Annotated in this window: 20 protein-coding genes and 1 pseudogene; 9 read left to right on the top strand and 12 right to left on the bottom strand. The window is 74.3% G+C overall.

Annotated elements, in window-relative coordinates; all coding sequences use genetic code 11:
- Positions 1-863, top strand: an 863-nt coding sequence (locus ACFWIC_RS10610; protein ID WP_380517657.1) for a carbohydrate binding domain-containing protein, incomplete at its 5' end; no start/stop codon positions are given.
- Between the two features lie 288 nt (positions 864-1,151).
- Here ACFWIC_RS10610 and ACFWIC_RS10615 read toward each other — a convergent pair.
- The 5 genes from ACFWIC_RS10615 to ACFWIC_RS10635 form a co-directional block, all read right to left on the bottom strand.
- The gene (locus ACFWIC_RS10615) at positions 1,152-2,447 is read right to left on the bottom strand and encodes a multidrug effflux MFS transporter (RefSeq protein WP_380517660.1); all 1,296 of its coding nucleotides are present in this window, start codon (positions 2,445-2,447) and stop codon (positions 1,152-1,154) included.
- A 165-nt stretch (positions 2,448-2,612) separates the two neighbouring features.
- Complete coding sequence (locus ACFWIC_RS10620; RefSeq protein ID WP_329949160.1) at positions 2,613-3,092, bottom strand: hypothetical protein; 480 nt, start codon at positions 3,090-3,092, stop codon at positions 2,613-2,615.
- A gap of 467 nt (positions 3,093-3,559) precedes the next feature.
- Positions 3,560-4,444 (bottom strand): alkaline phosphatase family protein, encoded by an 885-nt coding sequence (locus ACFWIC_RS10625; RefSeq protein WP_380356088.1) that lies wholly within the window; start codon positions 4,442-4,444, stop codon positions 3,560-3,562.
- A 187-nt stretch (positions 4,445-4,631) separates the two neighbouring features.
- The gene (locus tag ACFWIC_RS10630) at positions 4,632-5,018 is read right to left on the bottom strand and encodes an ADP-ribosylation/crystallin J1 (RefSeq protein ID WP_380517663.1); all 387 of its coding nucleotides are present in this window, start codon (positions 5,016-5,018) and stop codon (positions 4,632-4,634) included.
- Positions 5,019-5,145: 127 nt separating this feature from the next.
- A complete protein-coding gene (locus ACFWIC_RS10635; protein ID WP_355399718.1) occupies positions 5,146-6,336 on the bottom strand; it encodes an acyl-CoA dehydrogenase family protein in 1,191 nt (396 codons plus the stop codon).
- Between the two features lie 104 nt (positions 6,337-6,440).
- Here ACFWIC_RS10635 and ACFWIC_RS10640 point away from each other — a divergent pair, with 104 nt between their 5' ends.
- Positions 6,441-7,013, top strand: a complete 573-nt coding sequence (locus tag ACFWIC_RS10640; RefSeq protein WP_329949157.1) for a GNAT family N-acetyltransferase — start codon at positions 6,441-6,443, stop codon at positions 7,011-7,013.
- 62 nt (positions 7,014-7,075) lie between these two features.
- The gene (locus tag ACFWIC_RS10645) at positions 7,076-7,393 is read left to right on the top strand and encodes a hypothetical protein (protein WP_329879474.1); all 318 of its coding nucleotides are present in this window, start codon (positions 7,076-7,078) and stop codon (positions 7,391-7,393) included.
- Positions 7,394-7,401: 8 nt separating this feature from the next.
- Here the strand turns inward: ACFWIC_RS10645 and ACFWIC_RS10650 are convergent, their stop codons facing one another.
- Together ACFWIC_RS10650 and ACFWIC_RS10655 are read right to left on the bottom strand one after the other, a co-directional pair.
- On the bottom strand, positions 7,402-7,710 hold the full coding sequence (locus ACFWIC_RS10650; protein ID WP_329879473.1) for an AzlD domain-containing protein: 309 nt from the start codon (positions 7,708-7,710) through the stop codon (positions 7,402-7,404).
- Complete coding sequence (locus tag ACFWIC_RS10655) at positions 7,710-8,594, bottom strand: AzlC family ABC transporter permease (protein ID WP_380517668.1); 885 nt, start codon at positions 8,592-8,594, stop codon at positions 7,710-7,712. Before ACFWIC_RS10655 ends, ACFWIC_RS10650 begins: the two co-directional genes overlap by 1 nt.
- A 69-nt stretch (positions 8,595-8,663) precedes the next feature.
- On the opposite strand from ACFWIC_RS10655, the gene ACFWIC_RS10660 reads away from it, so the two are divergent.
- Complete coding sequence (locus ACFWIC_RS10660) at positions 8,664-9,314, top strand: XRE family transcriptional regulator (protein WP_329879471.1); 651 nt, start codon at positions 8,664-8,666, stop codon at positions 9,312-9,314.
- Positions 9,315-9,422: 108 nt separating this feature from the next.
- Here ACFWIC_RS10660 and ACFWIC_RS10665 read toward each other — a convergent pair whose 3' ends face one another.
- Positions 9,423-11,357 (bottom strand): cholesterol oxidase substrate-binding domain-containing protein, encoded by a 1,935-nt coding sequence (locus ACFWIC_RS10665; RefSeq protein WP_380517671.1) that lies wholly within the window; start codon positions 11,355-11,357, stop codon positions 9,423-9,425.
- Between the two features lie 228 nt (positions 11,358-11,585).
- On the opposite strand from ACFWIC_RS10665, the gene ACFWIC_RS10670 reads away from it, so the two are divergent.
- Both ACFWIC_RS10670 and ACFWIC_RS10675 read left to right on the top strand, forming a co-directional pair.
- Positions 11,586-12,359 (top strand): carbon-nitrogen hydrolase family protein, encoded by a 774-nt coding sequence (locus tag ACFWIC_RS10670; RefSeq protein ID WP_380517674.1) that lies wholly within the window; start codon positions 11,586-11,588, stop codon positions 12,357-12,359.
- A gap of 234 nt (positions 12,360-12,593) precedes the next feature.
- A complete protein-coding gene (locus ACFWIC_RS10675; protein WP_329879468.1) occupies positions 12,594-13,988 on the top strand; it encodes a class II fumarate hydratase in 1,395 nt (464 codons plus the stop codon).
- Between the two features lie 66 nt (positions 13,989-14,054).
- On the opposite strand, the gene ACFWIC_RS10680 is transcribed toward ACFWIC_RS10675, so the two are convergent.
- Positions 14,055-14,525, bottom strand: a complete 471-nt coding sequence (locus tag ACFWIC_RS10680) for an SPW repeat protein (RefSeq protein WP_329879467.1) — start codon at positions 14,523-14,525, stop codon at positions 14,055-14,057.
- 204 nt (positions 14,526-14,729) lie between these two features.
- Between ACFWIC_RS10680 and ACFWIC_RS10685 the strand changes: the two are divergent.
- Together ACFWIC_RS10685 and ACFWIC_RS10690 are read left to right on the top strand one after the other, a co-directional pair.
- Positions 14,730-15,272 (top strand): annotated as a pseudogene (locus ACFWIC_RS10685) (PadR family transcriptional regulator); the annotation flags it as partial.
- 136 nt (positions 15,273-15,408) lie between these two features.
- Positions 15,409-17,109, top strand: a complete 1,701-nt coding sequence (locus ACFWIC_RS10690) for an acyl-CoA dehydrogenase family protein (RefSeq protein WP_329879466.1) — start codon at positions 15,409-15,411, stop codon at positions 17,107-17,109.
- Positions 17,110-17,164: 55 nt separating this feature from the next.
- Here the strand turns inward: ACFWIC_RS10690 and ACFWIC_RS10695 are convergent, their stop codons facing one another.
- The 3 genes from ACFWIC_RS10695 to ACFWIC_RS10705 all read right to left on the bottom strand — a co-directional run bounded on the left by ACFWIC_RS10695 (position 17,165) and on the right by ACFWIC_RS10705 (position 21,812).
- Complete coding sequence (locus ACFWIC_RS10695) at positions 17,165-18,499, bottom strand: M28 family metallopeptidase (protein WP_380356103.1); 1,335 nt, start codon at positions 18,497-18,499, stop codon at positions 17,165-17,167.
- 320 nt (positions 18,500-18,819) lie between these two features.
- Positions 18,820-21,000: a histidine kinase gene (locus tag ACFWIC_RS10700; RefSeq protein ID WP_380517678.1), complete on the bottom strand. Its 2,181-nt coding sequence runs from the start codon at positions 20,998-21,000 to the stop codon at positions 18,820-18,822.
- A 179-nt stretch (positions 21,001-21,179) separates the two neighbouring features.
- Positions 21,180-21,812 carry a response regulator transcription factor gene (locus tag ACFWIC_RS10705; RefSeq protein ID WP_329879481.1) on the bottom strand — a complete coding sequence of 211 codons (633 nt, stop codon included), beginning with the start codon at positions 21,810-21,812 and terminating at the stop codon, positions 21,180-21,182.
- Positions 21,813-22,189: 377 nt separating this feature from the next.
- Between ACFWIC_RS10705 and ACFWIC_RS10710 the strand changes: the two genes are divergently transcribed.
- Positions 22,190-24,442, top strand: a complete 2,253-nt coding sequence (locus ACFWIC_RS10710; RefSeq protein ID WP_380517681.1) for an ATP-binding protein — start codon at positions 22,190-22,192, stop codon at positions 24,440-24,442.
- Positions 24,443-24,494 lie beyond the last annotated feature (52 nt).

Here is a 24,494-nt window from a genome sequence, read left to right on the forward strand (position 1 = left end):
ACGCCACCGCCACCCCCGGCAGCGTCACCGCCGGCTCCCCCGCCACGCTCAACATCACCACGGCGGGCACCACCACACCCGGCACCTACCCGCTCACCATCACCGGCACCGCCGCCTCCGGCACCCACACCAGCACCTACACGCTGAAGGTGACGAGCACCCAGCCCGGGAACGACTTCTCGGTCGGCGTGAACCCGGTCTCCGGCACGGTCACGGCCGGTGCGGGCACCAGCGCGAACATCACCACCGCCGTGACGTCGGGTTCGGCGCAGAGCGTCAGCCTCACCGTCTCGGGTGCCCCGGCCGGCGTCAACGCCACCGCCACCCCCGGCAGCGTCACCGCCGGCTCCCCCGCCACGCTCAACATCACCACGGCGGGCACCACCACACCCGGCACCTACCCGCTCACCGTCACCGGCACCGCCCCCTCCGGCACCCACACCAGCACCTACACGCTGACCGTCACCGGCGTCACCCCGCCCGGCGGCCTGGTCAACGGTGGCCTGGAGACCGGCAGCCTCGGTCCGTGGACCTGCCAGAGCGGCGGCTCCGTGGTGAGCACCCCGGCCCACTCCGGGTCCTACGCGCTCCAGGCCGCAGCCAGTGCCTCGCAGACCGGCCAGTGCCAGCAGACCGTCACGCTGGCGCCCAACAAGGCTTACACGCTGACCGGTTGGGTCCAGGGCAGCTACGCCTACCTCGGCGTGAGCGGCGGTGCCACCGGCTCCGCCTGGACCAGCGCGAGCGGCTGGACCAAGCTCACCGTGCCGTTCACCACCGGTGCCTCCGGCACCGCCACGGTGTACCTGCACGGCTGGTACGGCCAGGGCAATGTCTTCGGCGACGACTTCTCCATCGCCTGACGGCACGACAGCCGGCGAAAGCCTGAAGCCGACGGCTGACGGCTGACGACTTCTGACGGCTGACGGCCCATTTCCGTCGGAGGACGGACGAGCCCGGCCGTCCCGTCAGGGGTACCGCTCAGGGGTACCGCGACCATGCGTCGCGGCACCCCTGACGCGGTTCCTGCCGGAGTACCGCGGCACCGGCGGGACCAGGGCCGCAGGACGGCGCGGCGCGCTGCCGCGAAGGCAGCGGCCCGGCCGCCCCACGGGGGACGGGCGGGCCGGCCGGGCGCGTTCCCCGCCCCGCTACGCGACGGCCGGCTTCGGGGCGTCGACCGGGGTCGACCTCCCGGGGCGGCAGAGGACGGCGTAGGACGTGGCGGCCAGCACCGAGCAGCAGAGCACGACGATCGCGAGCAGGACCGCCGACGGCTTGCCGCCCAGGCTGCTGAGCGGGGCGACGATCGCGCCGCAGAGAAACGTTCCTGTGCCGATGAGGGCGGAGGCGGAACCGGCGGTCTTCGGGGCGACCAGGCTCAGGGCGCGGGCGGCGGAGTTCGGGAGGACGATGCCGAGGCTGCCCATCATCACGAAGAGCGAGGCGCAGAAGGCGACCAGCCCGAGGTCCCAGACGGCGGTGACGAGGAACAGGGACACGCCCGCAGCGATGGACGTGCCGAGGCCCACCGTCATCAGCGTCCCGGCGGTGAAGCGGTGGGCGAGGACGCGGCCGTTCAACTGGGTGACACCGACGATCGCCAGCGAGTTGAGCCCGAACAGCAGGCTGTAGGTCTGCGGGGACACGTGGTAGACCTGCTGGAGCACCACCGAGGAGCCGCTGATGTAGCCGAACAGCGAGCCGAAGGCGAAGGTGCTGGTCAGTGCGAGGCCGAGGAACGGCAGCCGGCGCAGGAGTCCGCCCATGGTGTGCAGCGTCGTCCCCAGACCCCCGCCGTGCCGGGCGGAGGCCGGGAGGGTCTCCCGGAGGGCGGCGAAGGCGATCAGGGTGAGCAGCAGGCCGAGGACGGCCAGGGCCCCGAAGGTGCCGCGCCAGGAGGTGACGCGGAGGAGCTGGGCGCCGACGAGGGGCGCGAGGATCGGGGCCAGTCCGGATATCAGGGTGATCGAGGCGAGGAAGCGGATCATCGCGACGCCCTCGAAGCGGTCGCGGGCCACGGCGCGGCCGATGACGAGCCCGGCGGCGCCGGCGGCGCCCTGGACGAAGCGGCTGGCGATCAGGACGGGCAGGTTGGGCGCGATCACGCAGACGATGCTGGCGACGGTGTAGACGACGAGGCCCGCGAGCAGGGGCGGGCGGCGGCCGAGGCGGTCACTGAGCGGTCCGAAGATCAGCTGGCCGGCGGCGACGCCGAACATCGAGAAGGTGAGGGTGAGCTGCACGGCTGCCGGTTCGGCGACGAGGTCCTCGGCGATCGCGGGGAGGCCCGGCAGGTAGAGATCGGTGGTGAGGGGGCCGAGGGCGACCAGGCCGCCGAGGACGGCGATGGTGGCGCGGCCGGGGGCGTCTGCGGTTCCGGGGTCGGTGGGGGCGGCGGGAGCGGTCGACGTGTCACCGGCGGGGCCGGCGGTCGAACCAGGCATGGGGCTCCTCTCGGAACGAACGCGGGAGTCGTGCTCGCTCCGTCCTACCCCAGCGGCCCGGCGCCCCGACAGTCGGGGTCCGCCGCGTGGCCCACGGCCCTCCCTCCGCCGCCCCCTGCCGACCGGGGGGCGGGCCCGTCGGTGCGGGGCCGTCGGGCGGGCCCGTCAGCGCGCGACGCGCTCGGCCCGCAGGGCGGCCTGGACGGCGGCGCCGTCCTGCCACGCGTAGAGCCGGTTGCCTGTCAGGGTCACGTTGTAGTGGCCGCAGGAGCCGGTGACCTTCGAGACGACGCCCTCCGGGAACCAGCCCGCCTTGAGGGTGGCCGGTGCCGGGTGGCCACCGCGGCCGGATGCGGTGGCGGTGCACCCGGCGGGCAGCCTGCCCTCCGGCAGGGTGGCGATCAGCAGGCGGTCGTCGCCGGTGGTCGAGGCCAGGTACCGGACGGAGGAGGCGTTGTCCGGCAGCCAGGTCGGCACCGAGTGGCGGCCGGCCTTGGCCTCGCTGCCGCTGGCGTAGCTGGACTGCTCCTGGTGCCGGCCGTCGTACCAGTCGACGACCCGAGGTCCGACCGCCACGGCCGCGGCGGCGACGGCCATGCCGGTGCCGGCCACTCCGAGTACGACCTTGCCCACGATGCCGTTCATGCCCGCCTGCCCTCTCCTCCTGTGGTGCCGCCCCGTGCGGCACCGCCACCACTGCTGTGCGGCGCGCCGTGCGGCACCGCCCGCCCGAGCCGTTGCCCGAGCCGTTGTCCGGACCACTGCCCGGACCACTTCCGTACCTCTGCCGGAACCGCTGTCCCCCGCGGCCGTCGCCGACCCGGTCCGGGGGCCGGCGCTCCGGTCGTCTCCCATCCTGGCCCGTCCGCCCCTGTCGGGACGTCACCAGCAAGTCGCGACCGTCCGCCGTCCTTGGGGGGTACGCCCTCCACCTTCAGGCGTACGCGAGGCCGTCCGGTCTAGGGGTTCACCCCGGTCGAGCCTGGCCCGGACGGGGCCGGGGCGCACCCGGCCGGGGCCGCCCGGGTGCGCGGGCCACCCGCTTGCCGGACACCGCACCGGGCCCGGCGTACCGGGCCCTCGTGCCGGGGCCGTCCGACCGTCAGGCCCCGTCAGGCCCCGGCCGGGACGGGCCGGGCGACGGGGAACGGACGGCCGTCCAGGGTCCAGTGCGGGTCGATCGGCCGGCCGAGGGCCGCGTACACCTGGGCGGCGACGTCCGGGTGGCGGATCTCGCCGGTGGGCGGCGCGGCGGGGATGTCCGGCCCCGCGCAGGCGACCCAGGCGGTGCGCTCCTCGGGGGTGCGTCCGCCGTGGCCCCCGGCGTCGACGTGGCCGTGGTCCGTGACGACGATGATCGTCCACGCCTCGTCGGCGTAGCCGGGCCTGGCCCGGACCGCGTCGAGCAGGCGGCCGAGCCGTTCGTCGGCGGTGCGCATCGAGGCGCGGTACTCGTCCCCGCAGCCGAGGAAGTGGGCCGTCTCGTCGACGGCGCCGAGGTAGACGAAGGAGACCTCCGGGTCGGCGGCGCGCAGGACGTCGACGGCCTCCCGGGTGACCTCCTCGTCGACGGCCTCCCAGGCTTCGGGGGTGTCCTCGGCGGGGGCGACGTAGCTGAGCCGGCCGGGTGCGCGGAACAACGGTCCGCCGGACTCGCCGATCACCAGCGGGTCCCAGCCGGCCGCGACGTAGGTGCGGCGGCGGTCCTGCCGGGCCAGCCTGGTGGTGAAGTCGGGGAAGACGTCGAGCCGGTTGCCGCCCAGGTGGTTGCCCCAGACGCCGTGCTTGGCGGGTTCGACGCCGGTGACGACGGTGGCCCAGCAGGGCCCCGACATGGTGGGCGTGGACTCCGCCACCGTGACGGGCGCCAGGAAGCCGGCCCCCGCGACCTCCGCCAGCCTCGGCATCGGGACCTGCTCCAGCAGGTCGTACCGGACGCCGTCGATTCCGACGACGAGGACCCGGGGCCGGGGGCGGGGCAGCGGTGGTACGGACATGAGGACGGTGGTTCCTTTCGCGGTGCGGGTGCCGGACCCGCCCGCGAGGGCGTCACCGACCGCGTCATGCTTCACGCCTTGCCGGACCACCAGGTGTCCTCCGGCACAACGGCGGGTGACCGTGCGGCGTCCGGTGTCACCGCGCGCGGGTGATCGGATCGGGCGGCCGGGAGCCCGAACGGCCCGGTCACGACGCGGGCCGGAACTCGTGGACGACCTCGATGCGGCCGACGATGTGCCGGTTGAACTCGGGCAACTCATCTGCGGGCACCCAGAGTTCGAGGATCGTCCGGCCGCCCGCCCGCCGCACGGGATAGCGGGCGAGGAACGCGGTCTCCACCTCGAACCGCGTGACGTAGCCGACCCCGGACGCGGGGACGTTCCAGTCGCGCGCGATGCGGACCGCGTAGTCCTCGTTCAGCACCGGGTAGAAGATCGGCTGGTCGGGGAGGCGGGGCGGCCAGGCGCGCCGGTCCGCGGCCTCGACCAGGGCCAGCTCCGCGGGACCGGTCGGGCGCCAGAGGGTCGTGGTGGGCGTGACTGGGGTGACGGGCTGCGCCGTCGGGCCGTTCATGGTCACCGAAGGTATCCACGAACGGCCCGACGGACGAACCGTTTTTCCCGTGCGGTGCCGCCGCGGACGCCGCGCGGGACCGGCCCGGACCCGGCCGGTGGCGACGGTCCGCAGCCGGGACCGGCTGTCAGCGGTAGGCCGACTCTCCGGTGATGGTCTCCCCGAGGACGAGGGTGTGGATCTCACCGGTGCCCTCGTACGTGAGCACCGATTCGAGGTTGTTGGCGTGCCGCAGAACGGGGTACTCGGTGGTGATCCCGTTGGCGCCGAGCACGGTGCGGGCACTGCGGGCGATCTCGAGCGCGGCACGGACGTTGTTCAGCTTGCCGAAGCTGATGTGCGCCGGGCGGGCCGCCCCCTCGTCCTTGAGCCGGCCGATCCGCAGCGCGACCAGGTACGCCTTCTCGACCTCCAGCATCATCTCCACGAGCTTCTGCTGGGTGAGCTGGAACCCGGCGATCGGCCGGTCGAACTGGATCCGGCTCTTCGCGTAGTCGAGCGCGGTGGTGTAGCAGTCGCGGGCGGCGCCGACGGTACCCCAGAGGATGCCGTAGCGGGCCTCGTTGAGGGAGGAGAGCGGTCCGCGCAGGCCGCTGACGCCGGGCAGGACCGCGTCGGCGGGCAGCACGACCTCGTCGAAGGCCAGTTCGCTGGTGACGGACGCCCGGAGCGAGAGCTTGCCGTGCACGTCGGTCGCGGTGAAGCCGGTCGTGCCGGGTTCGACCAGGAAGCCCCGGACGCCGTCCTCGGTCTGCGCCCAGACGACGGCGACGTCGGAGACGCTGCCGTTGGTGATCCACATCTTGGAGCCGGAGAGCACCCAGTCGGCGTCCTCGCCGGCGCCCTTGCGGCGGGCCCGGGTCCGCATGTTCGCGGGGTCGGAGCCGAAGTCCGGTTCGGTGAGGGCGAAGCAGCCGATGAGTTCACCGGCCGCGAGACCGGGCAGCCAGCGCTGCTTCTGCTCCTCGGACCCGAAGGCGTGGATCGAGCGCATGGCCAGCGAGCCCTGGACGGAGACGAAGCTGCGCAGCCCGGAGTCGGCGGCTTCCAGCTCCATGCAGGCGACGCCGTAGGCGGTGGCGGTGGAGCCGGTACAGCCGTAACCGTCGAGGTGCATGCCGAGGACACCGAGGGCGCCGAGCTCCGGGGCGAGTTCGCGGGCCGGGAAGACGCCCCGCTCGAACCAGTCGCCGACGTGCGGGCGGATCCGCTCGTCGGCGAACCTCCGCACGGTGTCGCGGACGAGCCGCTCCTCGTCGGTGAGCAGGTCACCGACGGCGAGCAGGTCGGCGGGGTCGATCCTGGTCGGCTTCGCCATGGGAGCTCCTTGTTAGTCTCGGCGGGTGCCGGGCGCAGCGCTGGGTACCGGCGAGTATTCCGCACGGGCCCTGCCTTCGGAGGACCGGCGGCGAGGGAGTGAGCATGTACACAGTCCGGCGGCTGGCGGCGGGCGAACTGCGGGACTCGGCGGGGCCGCTGGCCGAACTCCTGGTCGACACCGTCGGCAGCGGCTCCTCCCTCGGGTTCCTCGCCCCGCTCGACGCCGCCGAGGCCGCCGGCTGGTGGCGGGCCCTGGCCCCGGACGTCGCGGCCGGCCGGCTGCTGGTCTGGGCCGCGCACCACGACGCGGACCACCGGATCGCGGGGACGGTGCAGCTGCGCCCGGCGACCCCCGCCAACGGCCGGCACCGGGCGGAGGTGGCCAAGCTGATGGTGCACCGGGCGGACCGGGGCCGGGGGCTGGCCGGCCGGCTGCTGACGGCACTGGAGTCGGCGGCCGTGGAACACGGGATCCGGACCCTGGTCCTGGACACCGAGACGGGAAGCCCCGCCGAGCGGCTGTACGCGGCGGCGGGCTGGACCCGGGTCGGCACCGTGCCGGACTACGCGACCGACCCGTCCGGGACGCCGCACGCGACGACCGTCTTCTACAAGGCACTGCCCGCGGAACCGGCCGCCGGGCCGGACGTCCGCCCCGGCCGGGACAAGCTCTAGGATGACCGCTCTCGCACACGGGCGGGATGCGGGGGGACGTGACGAGACGTGAGGGGTGGACCGTGGCGCGTTGGGCATTGGTCGTCCAGGAGACCGACGGAATAGGCGACGACCGGATCTGGGGCACCAAGGTGCTCGCCGAGATCGAGGGCAGCCGCGAGGACGCCCTCGCCGAACTGCGGAAGCTGGTCCCGTCGTACACGCCGCAGCACCCGTTCAACAGCCGCCGGCGCACGCTGCTGCGGGACGGCGACACCTACATGCTGATCTCCCGGGGGAGCATGCGGGACTACCACTGCGTCTTCAAGGTGTGGGAGCTGCTGTGGGACAGCAAGCGCCCGGAGGTCCAGCAGGAGCGGCTCACCGACGGAACCCGCTGAGCATCGGCTCAGGAGACCCCGGCGAGCCGGAGCAGCGCCGTGGTCGCGGCGGCCGCCACCACCACGAGCGGGAACGGCGCGCGGCGAAGTACGAGGACCCCGGCCACCAGGACGCCGGCCGGGCGTGCCCAGCCCGCGAAGTCGTGGCCCTGCGTGAAGGTTCCGGTGGCGACCAGGGCGACCAGCAGGACGGCGGCGGCCACGGCGAGCAGGTGGCGTACGCGGTCCGAGACGGTGAGCCGGTCACCGAGCAGCGGGCCGGCGATCCGGAACGCGTAGGTGCCGACGGCCAGCAGCAGGACGGCGAGCAGGGGCATCAGTGGACCTCCTCGGCGAGGGGGGTCGGCCGGCTGCGGTCGGCCGCGCCTCCGGCACTGTCGGCGGGGGCGGACGGGGCCGCGTCGCCGGACGGGCCGGCCTTCGCGGCGAAGTCCGAAGGGCAGCCGGCCGGGTCCGCGGGGACGGCGGGATCGGCGGGATCGGCGGTATCGCCGGGCCGGGCGGGATCGGCGGTATCGCCGGGCCGGGCGGGACCGGCGGGGCGCCGGGCGAACAGCAGGCCGGCCAGGGCGAGCAGGACCGGGACGCCGGCCGGCAGGAACGGCGTGGCGGCCACCGCGACCACGGCGCCGGCCAGGGCGGCCGTCCGGGTGCGGGGGTCGGTGAGCGACGGCAGGACCAGGGCGAGCAGCACGGCCGGGAAGGCCGCGTCGAGACCGAGCGCGTCGGTGTCACCGATCATTCCGCCGGCCGCGGCGCCGACCAGCACGGAGGCGTTCCAGACGGCGAACAGGGCGAGGCCGCAGACCCAGTACGCGGCCCGGCGCCGCCGCCGGTCGGGCTGGAGCAGGGTGAAGGCGACGGACTCGTCGGTCAGGAGCTGCGCGCCCAGCAGTCTCCGCCACCAGGGGCCGTCGAGCACGCCGGCGACGGTGAAGCCGAAGGGCAGCAGGCGCGCGTTGAGCACCAGCCCGGTGGCGACGGCGGCGAGCGCGCCGCCGCCGGAGAGGACGACGCCGATGGCCGCGAACTGGGCACCGCCGGCGAAGACGAGGACGGACATGACGACCGGCACCCAGAGCGGGAGACCACCGGATACGGTGATCGCCCCGAACGAGGCGCCGACCAGGGCGTCGGCGAGACAGACCAGGGCGATGTCACGGAGCGTGGAACGTTCCAGGGTTCGGAGGAGCGAACGCATGTCCAGTAGAGTGAACCCCATGGCTGCCGTTCGTCAAGGCGAACGCTTGGACCTGTGGAGCGAACGCGGATGAGTGACACCAGCGACGGGATCCCCCCGACCGACCGCACCGCCCGGCCCTCCGGTGCCGGCGCCGGCAGTGGCCAGGGATCACACCCGGGCTCCGCCACCGGATCGGAGCTGATCGGGCTGATCGCGGCGTCCATCCGGCGCGAGCGCGAGCGCACCGGCCTGTCGATGGCCGAGCTGGCCCGGCGCGCGGGGATCGCCAAGTCGACGCTCTCGCAACTGGAGTCGGGCGCCGGCAATCCCAGCGTCGAGACGCTCTGGGCGCTCGGCGTCGCCCTGGACGTGCCGTTCAGCCGGCTCGTCGACCCGCCGCGCCCGGTGGTCCGGGTGGTGCGGGCAGGCGAGGGCCCGATCACCCACTCCGAGCGGGCCGACTACGCCGCGACCCTGCTCGCCTCCTGCCCGCCCAACGCCCGCCGCGACATCTACCGGATCGACGCCCAGCCCGGCGAGACCCGGGCCTCCGACCCGCACATGACGGGGACGGTGGAGCACGTCCTGCTGGGTGCAGGACGGGCGCTGGCCGGGCCGACGGAGGCACCGATCGAACTGGGGCCGGGCGACTACGTGAGCTACCCGGGGGACGTCCCGCACGTCTTCCGGGCGCTGGAACCCGGCACCCTCGCGGTGATCGTGATGGAGCACATCTGACCGGACGTCGGACGGGTTCCGTCCGGCTCACACCCGCAGGACCCTCAGGTCCTCAGGTCCTCAGGTCCTCAGGTCCTCGGCCCCTCACGCCTTCACGCCTTCACGCCCTCACGCCTTCAGCAGCCGGTCGAGGAAGGGGTTGCCGAAGACCCGGTGCGGGTCGTGCCGGTCGAGCACCGCGATCGCCTCGTCCCACCCGGGCCCGCCGCCGTCCCGGTGGCTGGCGGGGATGACCCGGTCGAGGACGTCCGGGTCCGCCCAGGCCGCGTCCTCGGTGTAGGCCCAGCCCTTCGACCACTCGACGCGCAGACCGGCCCTGGTGCCGTCGAAGGAACGCAGCAGGGCCTGTTCGAGGTCCCTGCCGAAACGGTGCAACCCGGGCGTGTTGGGGAAGCCGAGCACGTCGAGCCAGACGGCGGTGTCCCACTCGGGCCGGTCGGGACGCGGGCGCAGCGCGGAGAGCAGCGGCGGGCGCGCCCCGGGCACCCCGGACCACGCGGGGTCGTCCAGGCCGGTGACCCGGATCTCCACCGCGCCGTTCACCGGGAACTCGCCCCGCGCCCGGTAAGCGTCGAGCAGCGTCCGGTACCGGTCGGCGAACTCGGCCACCACCCACTGGAGATCGGCCCGACGGGCGAGGATCGCGTAGCCGTTGGCGGTGACCCGCAGGGTGGTGGGCCGCACGTACTGGAGCAGGGTGCGGGACGGACCCCAGAGGTCGGAGCGCAGGCCGCCGGCGAGCAGGTGGGTGAGCACCTCGCCGGTGAGCAGGTCGCGGATCAGACCGCCCGAGAGCAGGATGTCGGTGATGTCGCCGGTGAGCGCCACCTTGGCGATCAGGTACTGGAGTTGCCCGAAGAGCGGGGCCACGGCCCAGGAACCGCCGACGAGTTCACCGGCCAGACGGGCGACGGGCTCCGGAATCGAGTCGGAGAAGGGGTAGTTGTAGGGCTCGTCGACGGCGCGGGAGCCGAACGGGCGGGTCGGGGCGACGCTCCAGGTCTTGAGCCAGGGGCGGTCGGTGTAGGCGAACCAGATGGCCTCGGCGCGGCCGTCCCGTTCGACGAAGTCGGCGAAGGTGCGCGGCCGGCCGGCGGTACCGGGCCGGGCGAAGAGTTCGGCGGCCGGGATGTCCAGCCGGCTGACGCAGCGCAGCGGCCGGTCGGCACCGGCCCGGAGGACCACCTCCGTGAGGAACGCCCGGCCGAGGTGGACCAGGAAGGCGGCGCTGTCGGCCTCGGACCGATCGAAGGTGCGCAGGGCGTACCGGTCGGTGGCCGGGTCGTGGACGACGGCCGTGAGCCGGGTGACCTGGTTGCTGACCGAACCGTAGCCGTGTCCGTCGGGCCGGAGTTCGCCGGCCGCGGGGACGGCGGTGCCGTGGCCGCCGATCGCGAGCACGCCCCCGACGGTCAGTTCGCCCGGGGCCGGCACGGCGGTGAGGCCGAGACCCCGGCCGGCCAGGTGGGCGAGCAGGTCCTCCATGGTGGCGCCGGTCTGGACCCGGACGGTGGTGGGAGAGTCGGCGGTGATCGCGGTGAGGTGGCGGGTGGTGTCCAGCAGCAGGACGCGGGCCGCCCCGGGGGTGCCGTCGGCGACGGTGAGCGGTGCCCAGGTGTGCCGGTACCCCTGGGGGCGCAGCCGCCAGCCGTGGGCGCGCGCCCAGTCGGCGAGCGCGGGGATCTCCTCGGGGGTGCGCGGGGCACAGGTCCAGAGCTGGTCGGTGCGGACCTCGCCCGACCAGTTCTGGTAGACGCTCCGGGTGATCTCGGTGCCGGCGGGCAGGTCGGGCGGGGGCGGGAGGGCGGGGAGGGCGGCGGCCTCGGCGCCGTCCGGTCCGACGGTGCCGCGCAGCAGCCAGGCGCCGGTGCCGAGCGCGGCGGTGGCGCCGAGGAGACGCCGACGGCTGAGGCCGGTCGGGGCGCCCCGGTCAGGGCGGCCGTCGTGGTGGCCGACGCCGCCGGGGTCGCCGCTACCGTGACCGTCCCTGCCGCTGCCGCTGCCGCTGCCGCTGCCGCGATCGTCGTGCTGTGGTGTCGCCATGCCCGCCCCTGTCGATCGGCCCCGGCGGACCGAGGCCCGGATGGTCCCCCGGTTCGGGGCGAGCGTACGGAGCGGACCGTTCGAGCACGGGGCGACGCCTCGCGATCTTCACTCGATCAGGTGAACCTTGCCCCGTTCTGCGACAGGCTCGTAGGTTAAGAGTGATCACCATCCCGGATCACGCCCGATCACTCTCGATCCCACCTGATCACGCCCGGAGGCCCCACCGTGCCCGCGCCCGAGTCCGAGTCCGCGCCCGCATCCGCATCCGCATCCGCATCCGAGTCGGCTCCGCTGACCGTCGCCGTCGCCCAACCCGTCTGCGCGGAGTCCGGCCGGCCCGACACGGTCGTCCTCAACGTCGAACGGCACGCCGCCACCGTCCGGGAGGCCGGGACGCGCCTGGTGGTGTTCCCCGAGTTCTCGCTCACCGGGTACGACCTGGACGCACCCGCCCTCGCTCCCGGTGATCCCAGGCTGGCGCCCCTGGTCGCGGCCTGCGCCGAGACCGGCTCCGTCGCGCTGGTCGGCGCGCCGGTGGCGGACCGGGACGGGCGCGAGTACATCGGCACGCTGGCCGTCAGCGGCCGGGGCGTCGAGGTCGCCTGCCGGAAGACCCACCTGCACGGGCAGGAGGTCGAGCGGTTCGCCCCGGCCGGGACGCCGTCCGTCCTGGAGCTGGACGGCTTCCGCCTCGGCCTCGCCGTGTGTGCCGACGTCGCCGAGCCCGGGCACGCCGAGCGGACCGCCGGGCTCGGGATCGACGCCTACGTCGGCTCCGCCCTGTACGGGGTGAGCGAGTCGCAGCTGGCCAGGCGCGACAGCCACATGCGCGAGCGGGCCACCGCCCACGGGGTGTGGGGCGTGCTGTCCACCGGCGCGGGCGCCAGCGGCGACTTCGCGGAGACCTCGGGCGGCTCCGGCGTCTGGGCGGCGGACGGTTCGCTGGTCGTCCAGGCCGGCGACGGGGCGGGCGAGATCATCCGCGTCGAGCTCCGGTAGGCCCCTCCCGGGGCGGCTCCGACGGCGCCGCCCCGCCGACGCCGCAGCCCTGCTCCGGGTTCGGAAATACCCGGGGCCCGCGCGCGGCTGTGGTGATCGGAAGCGGGACCCGGAACCGGGACCCGGACCCCAGACCCCAGACCCGAGAGCGAGGGCCCGGGAACGGGCGCCGTACGGCCGTCGGACGGCCGGGGAACGGCGCCCGCCCGGACCGACCAGGAGGTGCGGCGCGCGATGGCCGACGAGCAGGAGTACCGGACCGAGCACGACTCGATGGGCGAGGTGCGGGTGCCCGCCGCAGCGAAATGGCAGGCGCAGACGCAGCGGGCGGTGGAGAACTTCCCGGTCTCCGGCCAGCGCCTGGAGCGGGCGCACATCGCCGCGCTGGCGCGGATCAAGGCCGCCGCCGCCCGGGTCAACGCCCGGCTCGGGGTCCTGGACGAGGAGACGGCCGAGGCCGTCGCGGCCGCCGCCGACGAGGTCGCCACCGGGCAGTGGGACGCCGAGTTCCCGGTGGACGTGTTCCAGACCGGCTCGGGCACCTCGTCCAACATGAACGCCAACGAGGTGATCGCCACCCTGGCCGGCGAGCGGCTGGGCCGACCGGTCCACCCCAACGACCACGTCAACGCCAGCCAGTCCTCCAACGACGTGTTCCCCTCCTCGATCCACATCGCCGCCACCGCCGCCGTCACCCACGACCTGATCCCGGCGCTGGAGCACCTCGCTGAGGCGCTGGAGCGCAAGGCCGCGGAGTTCGCGCTGGTGGTCAAGGCCGGCCGGACCCACCTGATGGACGCCACGCCGGTCACCCTGGGCCAGGAGTTCGGCGGGTACGCCGCGCAGGTCCGGCACGGGCGGGAGCGGCTGCTGGCCACGCTCCCCCGGGTGGCCGAACTCCCTCTCGGCGGCACGGCCGTGGGCACCGGCATCAACACCCCGCCCGGGTTCGCGGCGGCCGTGATCGAGGAGGTGGCGCGCGCCACCGACCTGCCGCTGACCGAGGCGAGGGATCACTTCGAGGCGCAGGGCGCGCGGGACGGACTGGTCGAGCTGAGCGGCCAACTGCGCACCGTCGCAGTCGGGTTCACGAAGATCGCGAACGACCTCCGGTGGATGGGATCCGGCCCGCGCACCGGCCTCGGCGAGCTCAACCTGCCGGACCTGCAACCCGGCTCGTCGATCATGCCGGGCAAGGTGAACCCGGTGCTGCCCGAGGTGGTGCTGATGGTCTCCGCCCAGGTGATCGGCAACGACACGACCGTCACGGTGGCCGGGGCGAGCGGGAACTTCGAGCTCAACGTGATGCTCCCGGTGATCGCGCGCAACGTCCTGGAGTCGGTCCGGCTGCTCGCCAACAGCGCCCGGCTGCTGGCCGACCGCGCCGTGGACGGCCTCACCGCCAACGTCGAGCGGGCCCGCGAGTACGCCGAGTCGTCGCCCTCGGTGGTCACCCCGCTGAACCGGTACATCGGGTACGAGGAGGCGGCGAAGGTCGCCAAGCAGGCACTGGCCGAGCGGAAGACGATCCGGCAGGTGGTGCTGGAGCGCGGGTACGTGGAGCAGGGCCGGCTCACCGTCGAGCAGTTGGACGAGGCCCTGGACGTGCTGCGGATGACGCGGCCGTAGGGCAGCACCCGGGGCGCGGACGGCGGCCTCGCCGTTCCGCGCCCCGGGTCGGGCTTCCCGTGATCGTCAGCCCCTGGCCCGACCGGCCCGGCCGCGCCGCATCGATGCTCCGTTCGACGTCATGGTGGCCATCGAGATGGCGGCGAGCCCCAGCAGGAACATCACGCCGCCCGCGATCATGCAGGTGACGATGTTCTTGCCGCGGTCCACCTCACCGGAGACGACCCACGGAGAGATGATCGTCCACGCGCCGAGCAGGGTGGCCGCCCAGGCCCGCGCGTGGGTGCGTTCGTACGCGGAGCCGTAGCCGGCCATCAGCACGCAGTAGGCGAGTCCGACGATCAGGCAGGTGACGGTCAGCGTGTTGAAGGCGGTGAAGCCGATGATCCACGGCGAGGCCGCCAGGAACAGACCGGCCAGCACGGCCAGGGCCTCGACGGCCTGGGCCCGCGGAGTGAGGGTGAGTCGCTCGTAGTGCTCCCGTAGTTCGACGATGTCCGGATGGTGCTCCATGCCCATCGGAATCTGGGTAGACACCGATACCACCTCCTAGGTTCGGCACATGGAGGGCGCTAGCCCAGTACCATTCTGGCGCCGTTCGACCGTTTTGCACCTTTTCGCCCCGGAAGCTACCCTGCCCCGCCCCCCTCCCCGACGACCCCCGACGACCCGGGTGACCTCCGTCTCACCCTCGCGCGCCGCCATTGCCTATGCAACTCGGTGCATAGCAGGATGCCGTTCATGGCACTGGAGCACGCGATCCTCGTCTCGCTGCTGGAGCGGCCCGGCTCCGGCTACGAACTGGCCCGGCGCTTCGACCGGTCCATCGGCCGCTTCTGGACCGCCACGCACCAGCAGATCTACCGGGTGCTGCGGCGGATGGAGACGGACGGCTGGATCTCCGTCGAGGAGGTCGCCCAGGACGGCCGACCGGACAAGAAGGTGTACTCGGCGGCCCCGCCCGGCCGGGCCGCACTCGCCGGCTGGCTGCGCGAACCCGTCGAACCGGAGACCGTCCGGCACGAGCTGGCCGTCCGGATCCGGGCGGTGGCCTTCGACGACCCGGCCGCGCTGATCCCCGAGGTCGAACGGCACCGCGACGGCCACGCCGCCCTGCTCGCCCGCTACCTGCACGGCGAGCAGCGGGACTTCCCGGCCCCGGACGCCCTCGACGCCCGGCAGCGGCTCCAGCACGTGGTGCTGCGCGGCGGGATCGAGTACGAACGCATGACCCTCGCCTGGCTGGACGACGTGCTCGCCACCCTGCACGACCTCGCCGGTGCCGACGTGGACGGCCGGTCCGCCGGCCCGGCGCGCACCGGCCCGGCCGGCGGCACGGACCCCGCCGACCGCACCGGCGGCTCCGCCGCCGACACCCCCTGACACCCCTCCCCACCCTCGACACTCCCGGGAGCCCGCGATGCTCTTCAACCCGCGCACCTACGACCCCACGCAGTTCGACGAGCCGACCCGCCGGCTGCTGCGCACGACCGTGGACTGGTTCGAGTCGCGCGGCAAGAAGGCGCTGATCGACACCTACGTCGACCGCACCTGGTACGCCGACTTCCTCGACTTCGCGGCGAAGGAGGGCCTGTTCGCCGAGTTCCTGACGCCCTCGGCCGCCGACCCGGCCAAGCGCTGGGACACCGCGCGGATCGCCGAGCTCAACGAGATCCTCGGCTTCTACGGCCTGGGCTACTGGTACACCTGGCAGGTCACCATCCTGGGCCTCGGCCCCGTCTGGCAGAGCGAGAACGAGGCCGTCCGGGCCCGCGCGGCGAAGCTCCTGACGGAGGGGCACGTGATGGCGTTCGGGCTCTCCGAGCGCAGCCACGGCGCCGACATCTACTCCACCGACATGATCCTCACCCCGGACGGCGACGGCGGCTTCACCGCCACCGGCTCCAAGTACTACATCGGCAACGGCAACGTCGCGGGCCTGGTCTCGGTGTTCGGCCGCCGCTCCGACGTCGACGGCCCGGAGGGCTACGTCTTCTTCGCGGCGGACAGCCGCCACGAGGCGTACCACCTCGTCAAGAACGTGGTGAACGCCCAGATGTACGTCAGCGAGTTCCGCCTGGACGGGTACCCGGTCCGCGCCGACGACGTGCTGCACACCGGCAAGGCCGCCTTCGACGCCGCCCTGAACACCGTCAACGTCGGGAAGTTCAACCTCTGCACGGCCTCCGTCGGCATCTGCGAGCACGCGATGTACGAGGCCGTCACGCACGCCCGGAACCGGGTGCTGTACGGCCGGAACGTCACCGACTTCCCGCACGTGCGGCGCGAGCTGACCGACGCCTACGCGCGGCTGGTGGCGATGAAGCTGTTCTCCGCCCGCGCGGTGGACTACTTCCGCACCGCCTCCCCCGAGGACCGCCGCTACCTGCTCTTCAACCCGATGACCAAGATGAAGGTCACCACGGAGGGCGAGAAGGTCATCGACCTGATGTGGGACGTCATCGCGGCCAAGGGCTTCGAGGCGGACACCTACTTCGACAAGGCCGCCAAGGACATCCGCGGCCTGCCGAAGCTGGAGGGCACCGTCCACGTCAACCTGGCGCTGATCCTCAAGTTCATGGCCAACTACCTGTTCGACCCGGCCGAGTACGCCCCGGTGCCCGGCCGCCGGGACGCCGCCGACGACACGTTCCTGTTCCGGCAGGGTCCGGCCCGCGGCCTCGGCTCGATCCGCTTCCACGACTGGCGGACCGCCTACGACGCGCACGCGCACGTCCCGAACGTCGCGCGGTTCCGCGAGCAGGCCGACGGCTTCTGCGAGCTGCTGCTGACCGCCGCGCCGAGCACCGAGCAGCAGGCCGACCTCGACTTCCTGCTGGAGATCGGGCAGCTCTTCGCGCTGATCGTCTACGGCCAGCTGGTCCTGGAGCAGGCCGCCCTGACCGGACTGGACGCCGACCTGCTCGACCAGGTCTTCGACGCGCTGGTGCGGGACTTCTCCGCGCACGCCACCGAGCTGCACGGCAAGGCGTCGACGACGGACGCGCAGGCCGCGTGGGCGCTGGCGCACGTCCGCCGCCCGGTCGCGGACGGCGCGCGGGCGGCGAAGGTGTGGGGCATGGTCGAGGCGCTCTCCGGCGCGTACGAGATGCAGCCGTAGCCGCACCGGGTGGTCCCGGGGGTGCCGGCCCGGCCGGCCGGCACCCCCGGCGCCGTCAGAAGGTGAGCTTCCAGCTGTCGACGTAGCCGGTGTCCTGCCGGCCGATGTCCTGGACCTTCAGCTTCCAGGTGCCGTTGGCGGCCACGGCGGACGCGTTCACCGTGTACGTGGTCTGCACGTTGGGCGCGGAGTCGTTGCCGCTGGCGTCCTTCAGGCGGAAGGTGGTGCCGTTCGGCGCGACCAGGTCGATGACCAGGTCGCCGCGCCAGGTGTGCTTGATGTCCACGCCGACCTGGAGCGCGGCCGGCGCGTTGCCGGTGCGGCCCGTGACGGCGACGTCGGAGGTCACCGCCGCCCCGTAGTCCGGGATCTGCACGTCGGCGGTGTTCTCGAAGACCGTACCGGTGGGCGGCGTGGTGCTCCCGGCGGCCAGGTTCCAGATCGCGTACGCGATGGCGTCGCTCATCCGGTCCAGCGCGGTGTCGTTGATGTTGGCGGTGGTGTCGCAGGAGGAGTGGTAGCAGCGGTCGAACGGCTGGCCCGCCGTTCCGCCCCACTTCGCGGCCTGCGCGCTGGTCTTGGTGTAGTCGGCGCCGCTGAACAGGCCGCCGACCCGGATGCCCGCGTCCTGGAACGGCGCGTGGTCGGACCGGCCGTCACCCTCGAAGTCCTGCTCGGTGCTGATGCCGAGACCGGCGAAGTAGTTCCGGAACAGGGCGTCGAGCGTGCTGTCGTAGCGGTAGGTGAAGTAGCCCGGGTTGGGCGAGCCGATCATGTCGAAGTTCAGGTACGTGTCGATCTTCGAACGGTCCGCGGCGGACAGGCTGTTCACGTAGTTCTTGGAGCCGATCATGCCGTACTCCTCGGCACCCCACCAGCCGAACCGCAGGTGCTTGGAGGGGGTGAGCCCGGCCCGGGAGACGGCGAGCGCGGTCTCCAGGACACCGGCCGAGCCGGAGCCGTTGTCGTTGATGCCTGGACCGCCGGTGACGGAGTCCAGGTGGGCACCGGCCATCACGACGTGCGAGGTGTCGCCACCCGGCCAGTCGGCGATCAGGTTGTAGCCGGTCGCGCCGTTGTAGCTGAAGGTCTTCAGTGTGGTGGTGTAGCCGGCCGCGTCCAACTTGCCCTTCACGTAGTCGATCGAGGCCTTGTAGCCGGTTCGGCCGTGGGCGCGGTTGCCGCCGTTGGCCGTGGCTATCGACTGCAGCTGGGCGAGGTGCGCCTTCACGTTGGCGACCGGGATGTCGGGGGCGGCGGCGAGGGCCGGGCTCACGCCCGCCGAGGCGACCCGGACGGCCGGGGCTTCGGGGGCCGCGACTGCGGCGGGGGCGAGGAGGGCGGCGGCGAGGGTGACCACGGCTGCGGTCGGCAGGGTGGTTCGGCGCAGGCGGAATCGCCGCGGGGCGCGCTCGGTCAAGGGAGGCTCCGGTTTCTGATGGGGCAGAACGGAAGCGCGGCACTTCGCGGGTAAGCGGGGTCGGGTCGCGAAGTTGACGCGACCATGATGATTGGGCCAACTCGCGGACCCGTCAAGAGGGGAGGCCCGACGAGGGGAGCGAGCGGGCCGGTGACGGCGGCCGTTCGGCCACCTCCCGTCACGCGCCGCCGCCGGCCGTCGGCCGCTCCCCGACGACCCCCCACCCGACGACCCCCACTCGCCGTCGGCCGACCGCCGTCGGCTACCCGTCGACCCCTACCCACCCTCGGCTACGTGTCGTCCGCTTCCGGCGTGCGGGGCAGCGCCGCCCGGACGAGCGCCCCGCCGTCGTGGTTGACCGCCGTGAAGCCGCCGCCCAGTTCCTCGGCACGCTCGGCCATCGAACGCAGCCCGACGCCGGACCCGTTCGGCCGGTACCCCGCCCCGCCGCCGCCCGCCGCCCGGGCCTCGGGGAACCCGCAGCCGTCGTCCCACGCCTCGACGACGACGAGGTCCGGCCGGACCCGCAGGGTCAACCGGGCCTTGGCGGCACCCGAATGACGCAGGACGTTGTTCAGCGCCTCCCCGCTGATCCGCAGCACGGCCACCTCGACGGCGGCGGGCAGCGCGGGTGGCGGATCGGGATCGAGCACCAGGGAGATCCGCACCCGCGGCCCGTCCAGTTCCGCGACCAGCCGCCGCAACGCGACCGCCAACCCCTCCCCCGCCAGCGCGGCGGGCGCCAACCCCTCCGTGATCCGGCGGAGTTCGACGATCGCCTGGCCGATCCCGGCCGAGACGGCGCCCAGCGACCGGGCCGCCGCGGAGTCCTGCGGCACGGCGGCCCGCGCGGTGTCGACGCCGAGCCGCAGGCCGGACAGCGTGGGTCCGAGCCCGTCGTGCAGGTCGTGCCGGAGCCGTCGGCGCTCCTCCTCCCGGGCCAGCACGATCTGTCGCCGCCCGCTCTGGAGCTCCTCGTAGAGGCGCAGCGAGGCGATCGCGGGCGCGGCCTGGTCGGCGAGGAAGCGCAGCACCTCGTGGTCCTGGGCGTCCAGCTCGGGCTGTCCGGCGCGCGGCGGCGCATACAGGTCGCCGATCACCGCGCCCTCGTAACTGAGCGGGAAGACCTGGCTGTTGGGTCCCAGCACGCCGACCGAGGCGAGTTCGAGCGGTCCGGTGCGGGTGTGCAGGACCACCCGGGCACCGGGCAGGCCGAGGGCGTTGACCACGGTGTCGCAGAGCAGCGGCGGCGCGTCGGACGGGCTGACGGCGCGGCTCAGGCGTTCGGCGAGCGCCCGCACCACCTGGTAGGGCCGGGCCCGGTCCCCGTAGTAGAACCGGTCGACGGCGCGCACCACCCAGCGGGTGGTGGGGCCGAGCAGTCCGCCGATGGCGAGCGCCCCGGCGGCCAGCAGCTGGGCGTCCGCGGTACTGGCCTGCGGCAGCAGACGGCGCAGCAGCAGGGCGATGCCGAGGTAGCCGGCGATGAGCAGCGCGGTGAGGGCGAGGACGCTGAACATCCGGCGGGTCGCCCGGTCGAGGTAGTGGGAGCGGTCGCGGGTGAAGGCGTAGCCGACCGCACCGAGCATCCAGAGCGCCGATCCGGCGAAGTACGCGACCGCCGCGACGCTCTCGGAACTCCCCATCCGGAGCGCGATGTTGGTGGTGATCAGCCAGATCAGGTACGGCACGAGGACGGCGGTCACGGAGCGGTGCGGGCTCGCCGAGCGCCGCCAGCGGACGGCCGCCACCGCGAGGCTGGTGACGACGATGCCCCAGGCGACCAGCGTCGCCCGCCACTCGCCGAGCGGCAGCCCCCGGCCGTCCGGGACCAGGACGTCGTCGAAGTACGGGAGCGGGCTTCCGAGGCGGACCACGCACGCGTGCAGGGCGCTCCACGCCGCGATCGCGGCGACGTAGAGGCGGCCGGGCCCACCGGGCAGCCGCCCTTCGGGCAGCCAGAGGGGGAGGGCGAGGGAGATGAAGATGAACAGGGTGACGGACGCGAGCAGCAGGGCCGCGCCGAGCGCCTCCACGACCGGACCGGCGTCGGCCGCCGCGCCGGCGAAGAGGACGAACCGGGAGAGGCAGCCTCCGAGGCCGGCGGCGAGCAGGCAGCGGCCGAGGCTGCGGCCGACGGGCGGGGCGGGTGCGACGCTCCCCGGCCGCGGGTGTTCCTCGGGGCCGGAGCGGTGGGCGAGGATGAGCAGCCCGGAGAGCGCGAAGGCGAAGCCGAGCAGGACGGTCTCGCCGTCGTGAAGGTAGAAGGGCGTGGCCCAGCGGGTGTCCTGGTGGGTGACAGCCAGCAGGACCCAGCCCAGGCCGCCGGCCAGCGTCAGCGCGCAGGCCCAGGCCGCCGGGGGCGGGCCCGCCCGTCGGGTCGCGGTCGGGCCCGGCGGCGCCGGGGCCGGACCGTCGGCCCGGGCCGACGCCCGGTCCGCCCTGTCCGGGGTGACAGCCGGTTCACTCATGGGTGGCCTCCTCCCCCGCATCCTCGGCGTCCTGCCGTCCCGGGGGCGCGGGTCCGCGGTCCGCTCTCGGCCCCGGGTCCGCGGTCCGGCGGCGGGCCCGGGTCTGCGGTCCGGCGGCGGGCCCGCGTCCGGGCGCGCCCCCGCCGGTCCCGGGTCCGGCCGGTCCGGGGCACCGCGGGTCAGGCGTCGCCGAGGCCCATGTCGCGGGCCCGGGCGACCGCCTCGGCCCGGGTCGCGACGTGCAGCTTCTCGAAGATGTGGGTGACGTGGTTGCGCACGGTCTTCTCGGCGACCACCAGCTCGCGGGCGATCCGCCGGTTGTCCAGCCCCCGGGCCACCAGGTCCAGGACCTCCGCCTCGCGGGCGGTGAGCGCCGGGAAGAGCTGGCCGGCCTCCCGCACCCGGGCGCCGGCGAGCAGGGTGGTGATCCGTTCGGCCACGTCCGCGCCGAACACGGCGCCTCCGGCCGCGACGGTCCGCACCGCGTGCAGCACCTCCTCCCGACCCGCGCCCTTGACCAGGTAGCCGCGCGCGCCCGCCTGGAGCGCGGCCAGCAGGCTGCCGTCGTCGTCCGCCATGGTGAGCATCAGCACCGGCGGGGCCGGCTGCTCGACGGAGAGCCGACGGGTGGCCTCCAGCCCGGACCCGTCCGGCAGGGACAGGTCCATCACGACGAGGTCCGGACGGTGCCGCGCGACGGCGTCCGGCACGTCGGCGACGCGTTCGGCCTCGCCCACCACGGCGATGCCCTCGGCGCTCTCCAGGGCGGCCTTGAGCCCTTCCCGGAAGAGCGGGTGGTCGTCGACGATCAGGACCCGGACCGGCGGGACGTCCGGTTCCGCGCCGGGGGTGCGGTCCGGACGCCGGTCCTGGGCCCGGACCGGGGCGCGGTCGGGGTGCGGGGAGGGGTCCGGGTGCGGTGCATGGTCCGGGTGCGGGGGCTCTGCGGAGGGGTGCTCTTCGTCCACCCGGCCGACACTACCAGCGATAGGAGAGTGACTTTCCGTGACATGCGCGGCCCGGCGCCGGGCCGGCCGGCTCCGCGGGGCCCCGCCCGCGGGCGCCCCCGGGAAGGACGAGACCGCTGCCCCATGCGCCCGGGACGACGGGCGGCCGAGACTGGATCCAGCGCTCGGCCCGGCGCCCGGCCGCCGGTGGACCCATCCCCAGTCCGTTTCGAGGCGGTGCCATGACCACGGTGATCTCCCTCCGGCCCCGGTCCAGGCCCCGCGGGCCCGCCCGGGCCACCCCGCACCGGACGCCCGCACAGCGCCGGCTGACCGGCGCCGCGGTCCTCACCGCGCTCTGCCTGGCGATCGCCGCCGCCTGGGTCTGCTACGTGCTGGTCCACCTCGGCGAACCCGGCGTGGACCGGCCCCGCGACCAACTCGCCATCCTGCTCTACGCCCTGCCGACCGCCGGCGCCGGAATGCTGCTGCACGCCCACCGGCCGGGAAGTCCGCTCGGCTGGGTGATGCTCGTCTACGCGCTGACGTCGATGCTGCCGAGCGCCGCCGCCGCACCGGTCTGGGTCGAGATCTCCGATCCCGCGATCGTGGGCGCGACGGCGGTCGTACGCGGGGTCTGCGACACGGTCAGCCAGACGCTGTTCTACGTGCTGCCGCTCTGGTTGCCGGCCGGACGCCTCACCACCCGCCGGTGGTGGCTCTACATCGGCGCGGTGGCGCTCTGGGTGATCCCCGACGGCCTGTCCTTCCTCGACCGGACGACCGTCTTCGGCCGCCCCGGTCCGCTCGCCGGCTCCGAGCCGGCGAGCTTCCTCGGGTCCGTCGCGGACCACCTGGACGGCCTCTACGACCCGGTCAACTACCTGCTGGTCGGCATCGCGGCCGCCGTCCTGCTGGCCCGGCTGGTCCGGCCCGTGCCGGGCCGAGACGGCGGGACCGCCACCGCGCTGCCGCGGCACCGGGCGCACGTGGCGGGGATGCTGGGCGCGTACCTGCTCTGGGCGGGCATGCAGGACTACTACACCCGCCGGTACCCGTACGAGTACTGGCTGAGCTACTCGCTGTTCACCGCGGCGGGCGCGGTCTGGGCCGTCGCCGTCGCGTACCTGGTGGTCCGCGACGGCGGGTGGCGGCTGGACCGGGCGGCACGCTCGGTCCTGACCGGACTGCTGCTCGCCACCGGGCTCACGGTGCTGTTCGTGGTCTGCGCGGCCGTGCTCTCCGGCTGGCTGGTGCCGGGCCGGGGCGCGGCCGCACTGCTGCTGATCGCCCTGGTCTACGGGCTCGGCGCCGGACTGCCGTGGGCCACCCGCCGGGCCGTCGGCCTGGTCGACCGGCTCTACTACGGCGAACGCGCCCAGCCGTACCAGGTGCTGCGCACACTGGCCGGCCAGGTCCGGCAGGTCGTCGAGCCCGAGCGACTGCCGTCCGCGCTGTGCACGGCCGTCGCGGCGGAGCTGCGGCTGCCGGGCGTCGCGCTGACCGTCACCACCCGGGCCGGGAGCCGGCCGCTGGCCTCGGTCGGCCGGACCGGCGGGAGCCGCCAGGGCTTCCCGCTGATCCACCAGGGCACGGTGATCGGCGAGTTGACGGTCGGCCTGCGGGCGGGCGAGGAGGAGCTCGACCCGAGCGACGTCGACATCCTGCGCTCACTGGCCGACCAGGCCTCGCCCGCCGTCGCCTCGCTGCGACTCCTGGAGGACCTCCAGGCCAGCCGGGAGCTGATCGTCGCGGCCCGGGAGGAGGAACGGCGCTGCCTGCGCCGGGACATCCACGACGGGCTCGGGCCCGCGCTCGCCGGGCTGCGGTTGCGGGTGGACGACGCGGCCTCGGCCTCGGCCTCGATGACGGGGACCGGGAGCGACGCCGGGGCGGGGAGCGGGGTCGGCGGCAGCGGCAGCGGCAGCGGCAGTAGCAGTGACAGTGGCAGTGGTCACCGGCTCACGGAGAGCCTGCAGGGGATCTCGGAGGAGCTCGCGATGGCGATCAAGGAGGTCCGGCGGATCACCGACCGGCTCGGACCGGCCCCGCTCGGCGAGTTCGGGCTGGCCCGGGCCGTACAGCAGCTGGCGGCCACGTTCAGCGGCGACGGCCTCGCCGTCACCGCCGTGGTGGAACCCGAGCCGCTGCCCGAACTGCCCGCCGCCGTCGAGGTGGCCGCGTACCGGATCACCGCCGAGGCGCTGAACAACGTGCTGCGCCACGCCCGGGCCCGCCGCGCCCAGGTGGCCCTCCGGGTGGACGGCGCGAGCCTGACGCTGACCGTCCAGGACGACGGGGTCGGGATCGGCGAGGCGCCGCGGCCCGAGGAGGAACCGTCCGGCGGCGTCGGCCTGCGGTCGATGGCGGACCGGGCCGCGGAGATCGGCGGCAGCTGCACCGTCGACGCGCTGTCCCGGGACAGCGGGACGCGCGTGCTGGCCGTACTGCCCCGCTACCCGTCCCGGAGCGGCGATCCGGCCCCGGGCGGATGACGTCGGGCCGCTGACCCCGGACGGGTCGCGTCGACCGGCCGGCGGGGGCGAG

Origin of the sequence: Kitasatospora sp. NPDC127035, from assembly GCF_042726075.1 — a bacterium.
GTDB lineage: Bacteria > Actinomycetota > Actinomycetes > Streptomycetales > Streptomycetaceae > Kitasatospora.

Bases quoted from the DNA above. Each gene is read 5' to 3' on its own strand.
- ACFWIC_RS10615 (WP_380517660.1), bottom strand. From the start codon at position 2,447: ATGCCTGGTTCGACCGCCGGCCCCGCCGGTGACACGTCGACCGCTCCC.
- ACFWIC_RS10620 (WP_329949160.1), bottom strand. From the start codon at position 3,092: ATGAACGGCATCGTGGGCAAGGTCGTACTCGGAGTGGCCGGCACCGGC.
- ACFWIC_RS10625 (WP_380356088.1), bottom strand. From the start codon at position 4,444: ATGTCCGTACCACCGCTGCCCCGCCCCCGGCCCCGGGTCCTCGTCGTC.
- ACFWIC_RS10630 (WP_380517663.1), bottom strand. From the start codon at position 5,018: ATGAACGGCCCGACGGCGCAGCCCGTCACCCCAGTCACGCCCACCACG.
- ACFWIC_RS10635 (WP_355399718.1), bottom strand. From the start codon at position 6,336: ATGGCGAAGCCGACCAGGATCGACCCCGCCGACCTGCTCGCCGTCGGT.
- ACFWIC_RS10640 (WP_329949157.1), top strand. From the start codon at position 6,441: ATGTACACAGTCCGGCGGCTGGCGGCGGGCGAACTGCGGGACTCGGCG.
- ACFWIC_RS10650 (WP_329879473.1), bottom strand. From the start codon at position 7,710: ATGCCCCTGCTCGCCGTCCTGCTGCTGGCCGTCGGCACCTACGCGTTC.
- ACFWIC_RS10655 (WP_380517668.1), bottom strand. From the start codon at position 8,594: ATGCGTTCGCTCCTCCGAACCCTGGAACGTTCCACGCTCCGTGACATC.
- ACFWIC_RS10660 (WP_329879471.1), top strand. From the start codon at position 8,664: ATGAGTGACACCAGCGACGGGATCCCCCCGACCGACCGCACCGCCCGG.
- ACFWIC_RS10665 (WP_380517671.1), bottom strand. From the start codon at position 11,357: ATGGCGACACCACAGCACGACGATCGCGGCAGCGGCAGCGGCAGCGGC.
- ACFWIC_RS10675 (WP_329879468.1), top strand. From the start codon at position 12,594: ATGGCCGACGAGCAGGAGTACCGGACCGAGCACGACTCGATGGGCGAG.
- ACFWIC_RS10690 (WP_329879466.1), top strand. From the start codon at position 15,409: ATGCTCTTCAACCCGCGCACCTACGACCCCACGCAGTTCGACGAGCCG.
- ACFWIC_RS10700 (WP_380517678.1), bottom strand. From the start codon at position 21,000: ATGAGTGAACCGGCTGTCACCCCGGACAGGGCGGACCGGGCGTCGGCC.
- ACFWIC_RS10710 (WP_380517681.1), top strand. From the start codon at position 22,190: ATGACCACGGTGATCTCCCTCCGGCCCCGGTCCAGGCCCCGCGGGCCC.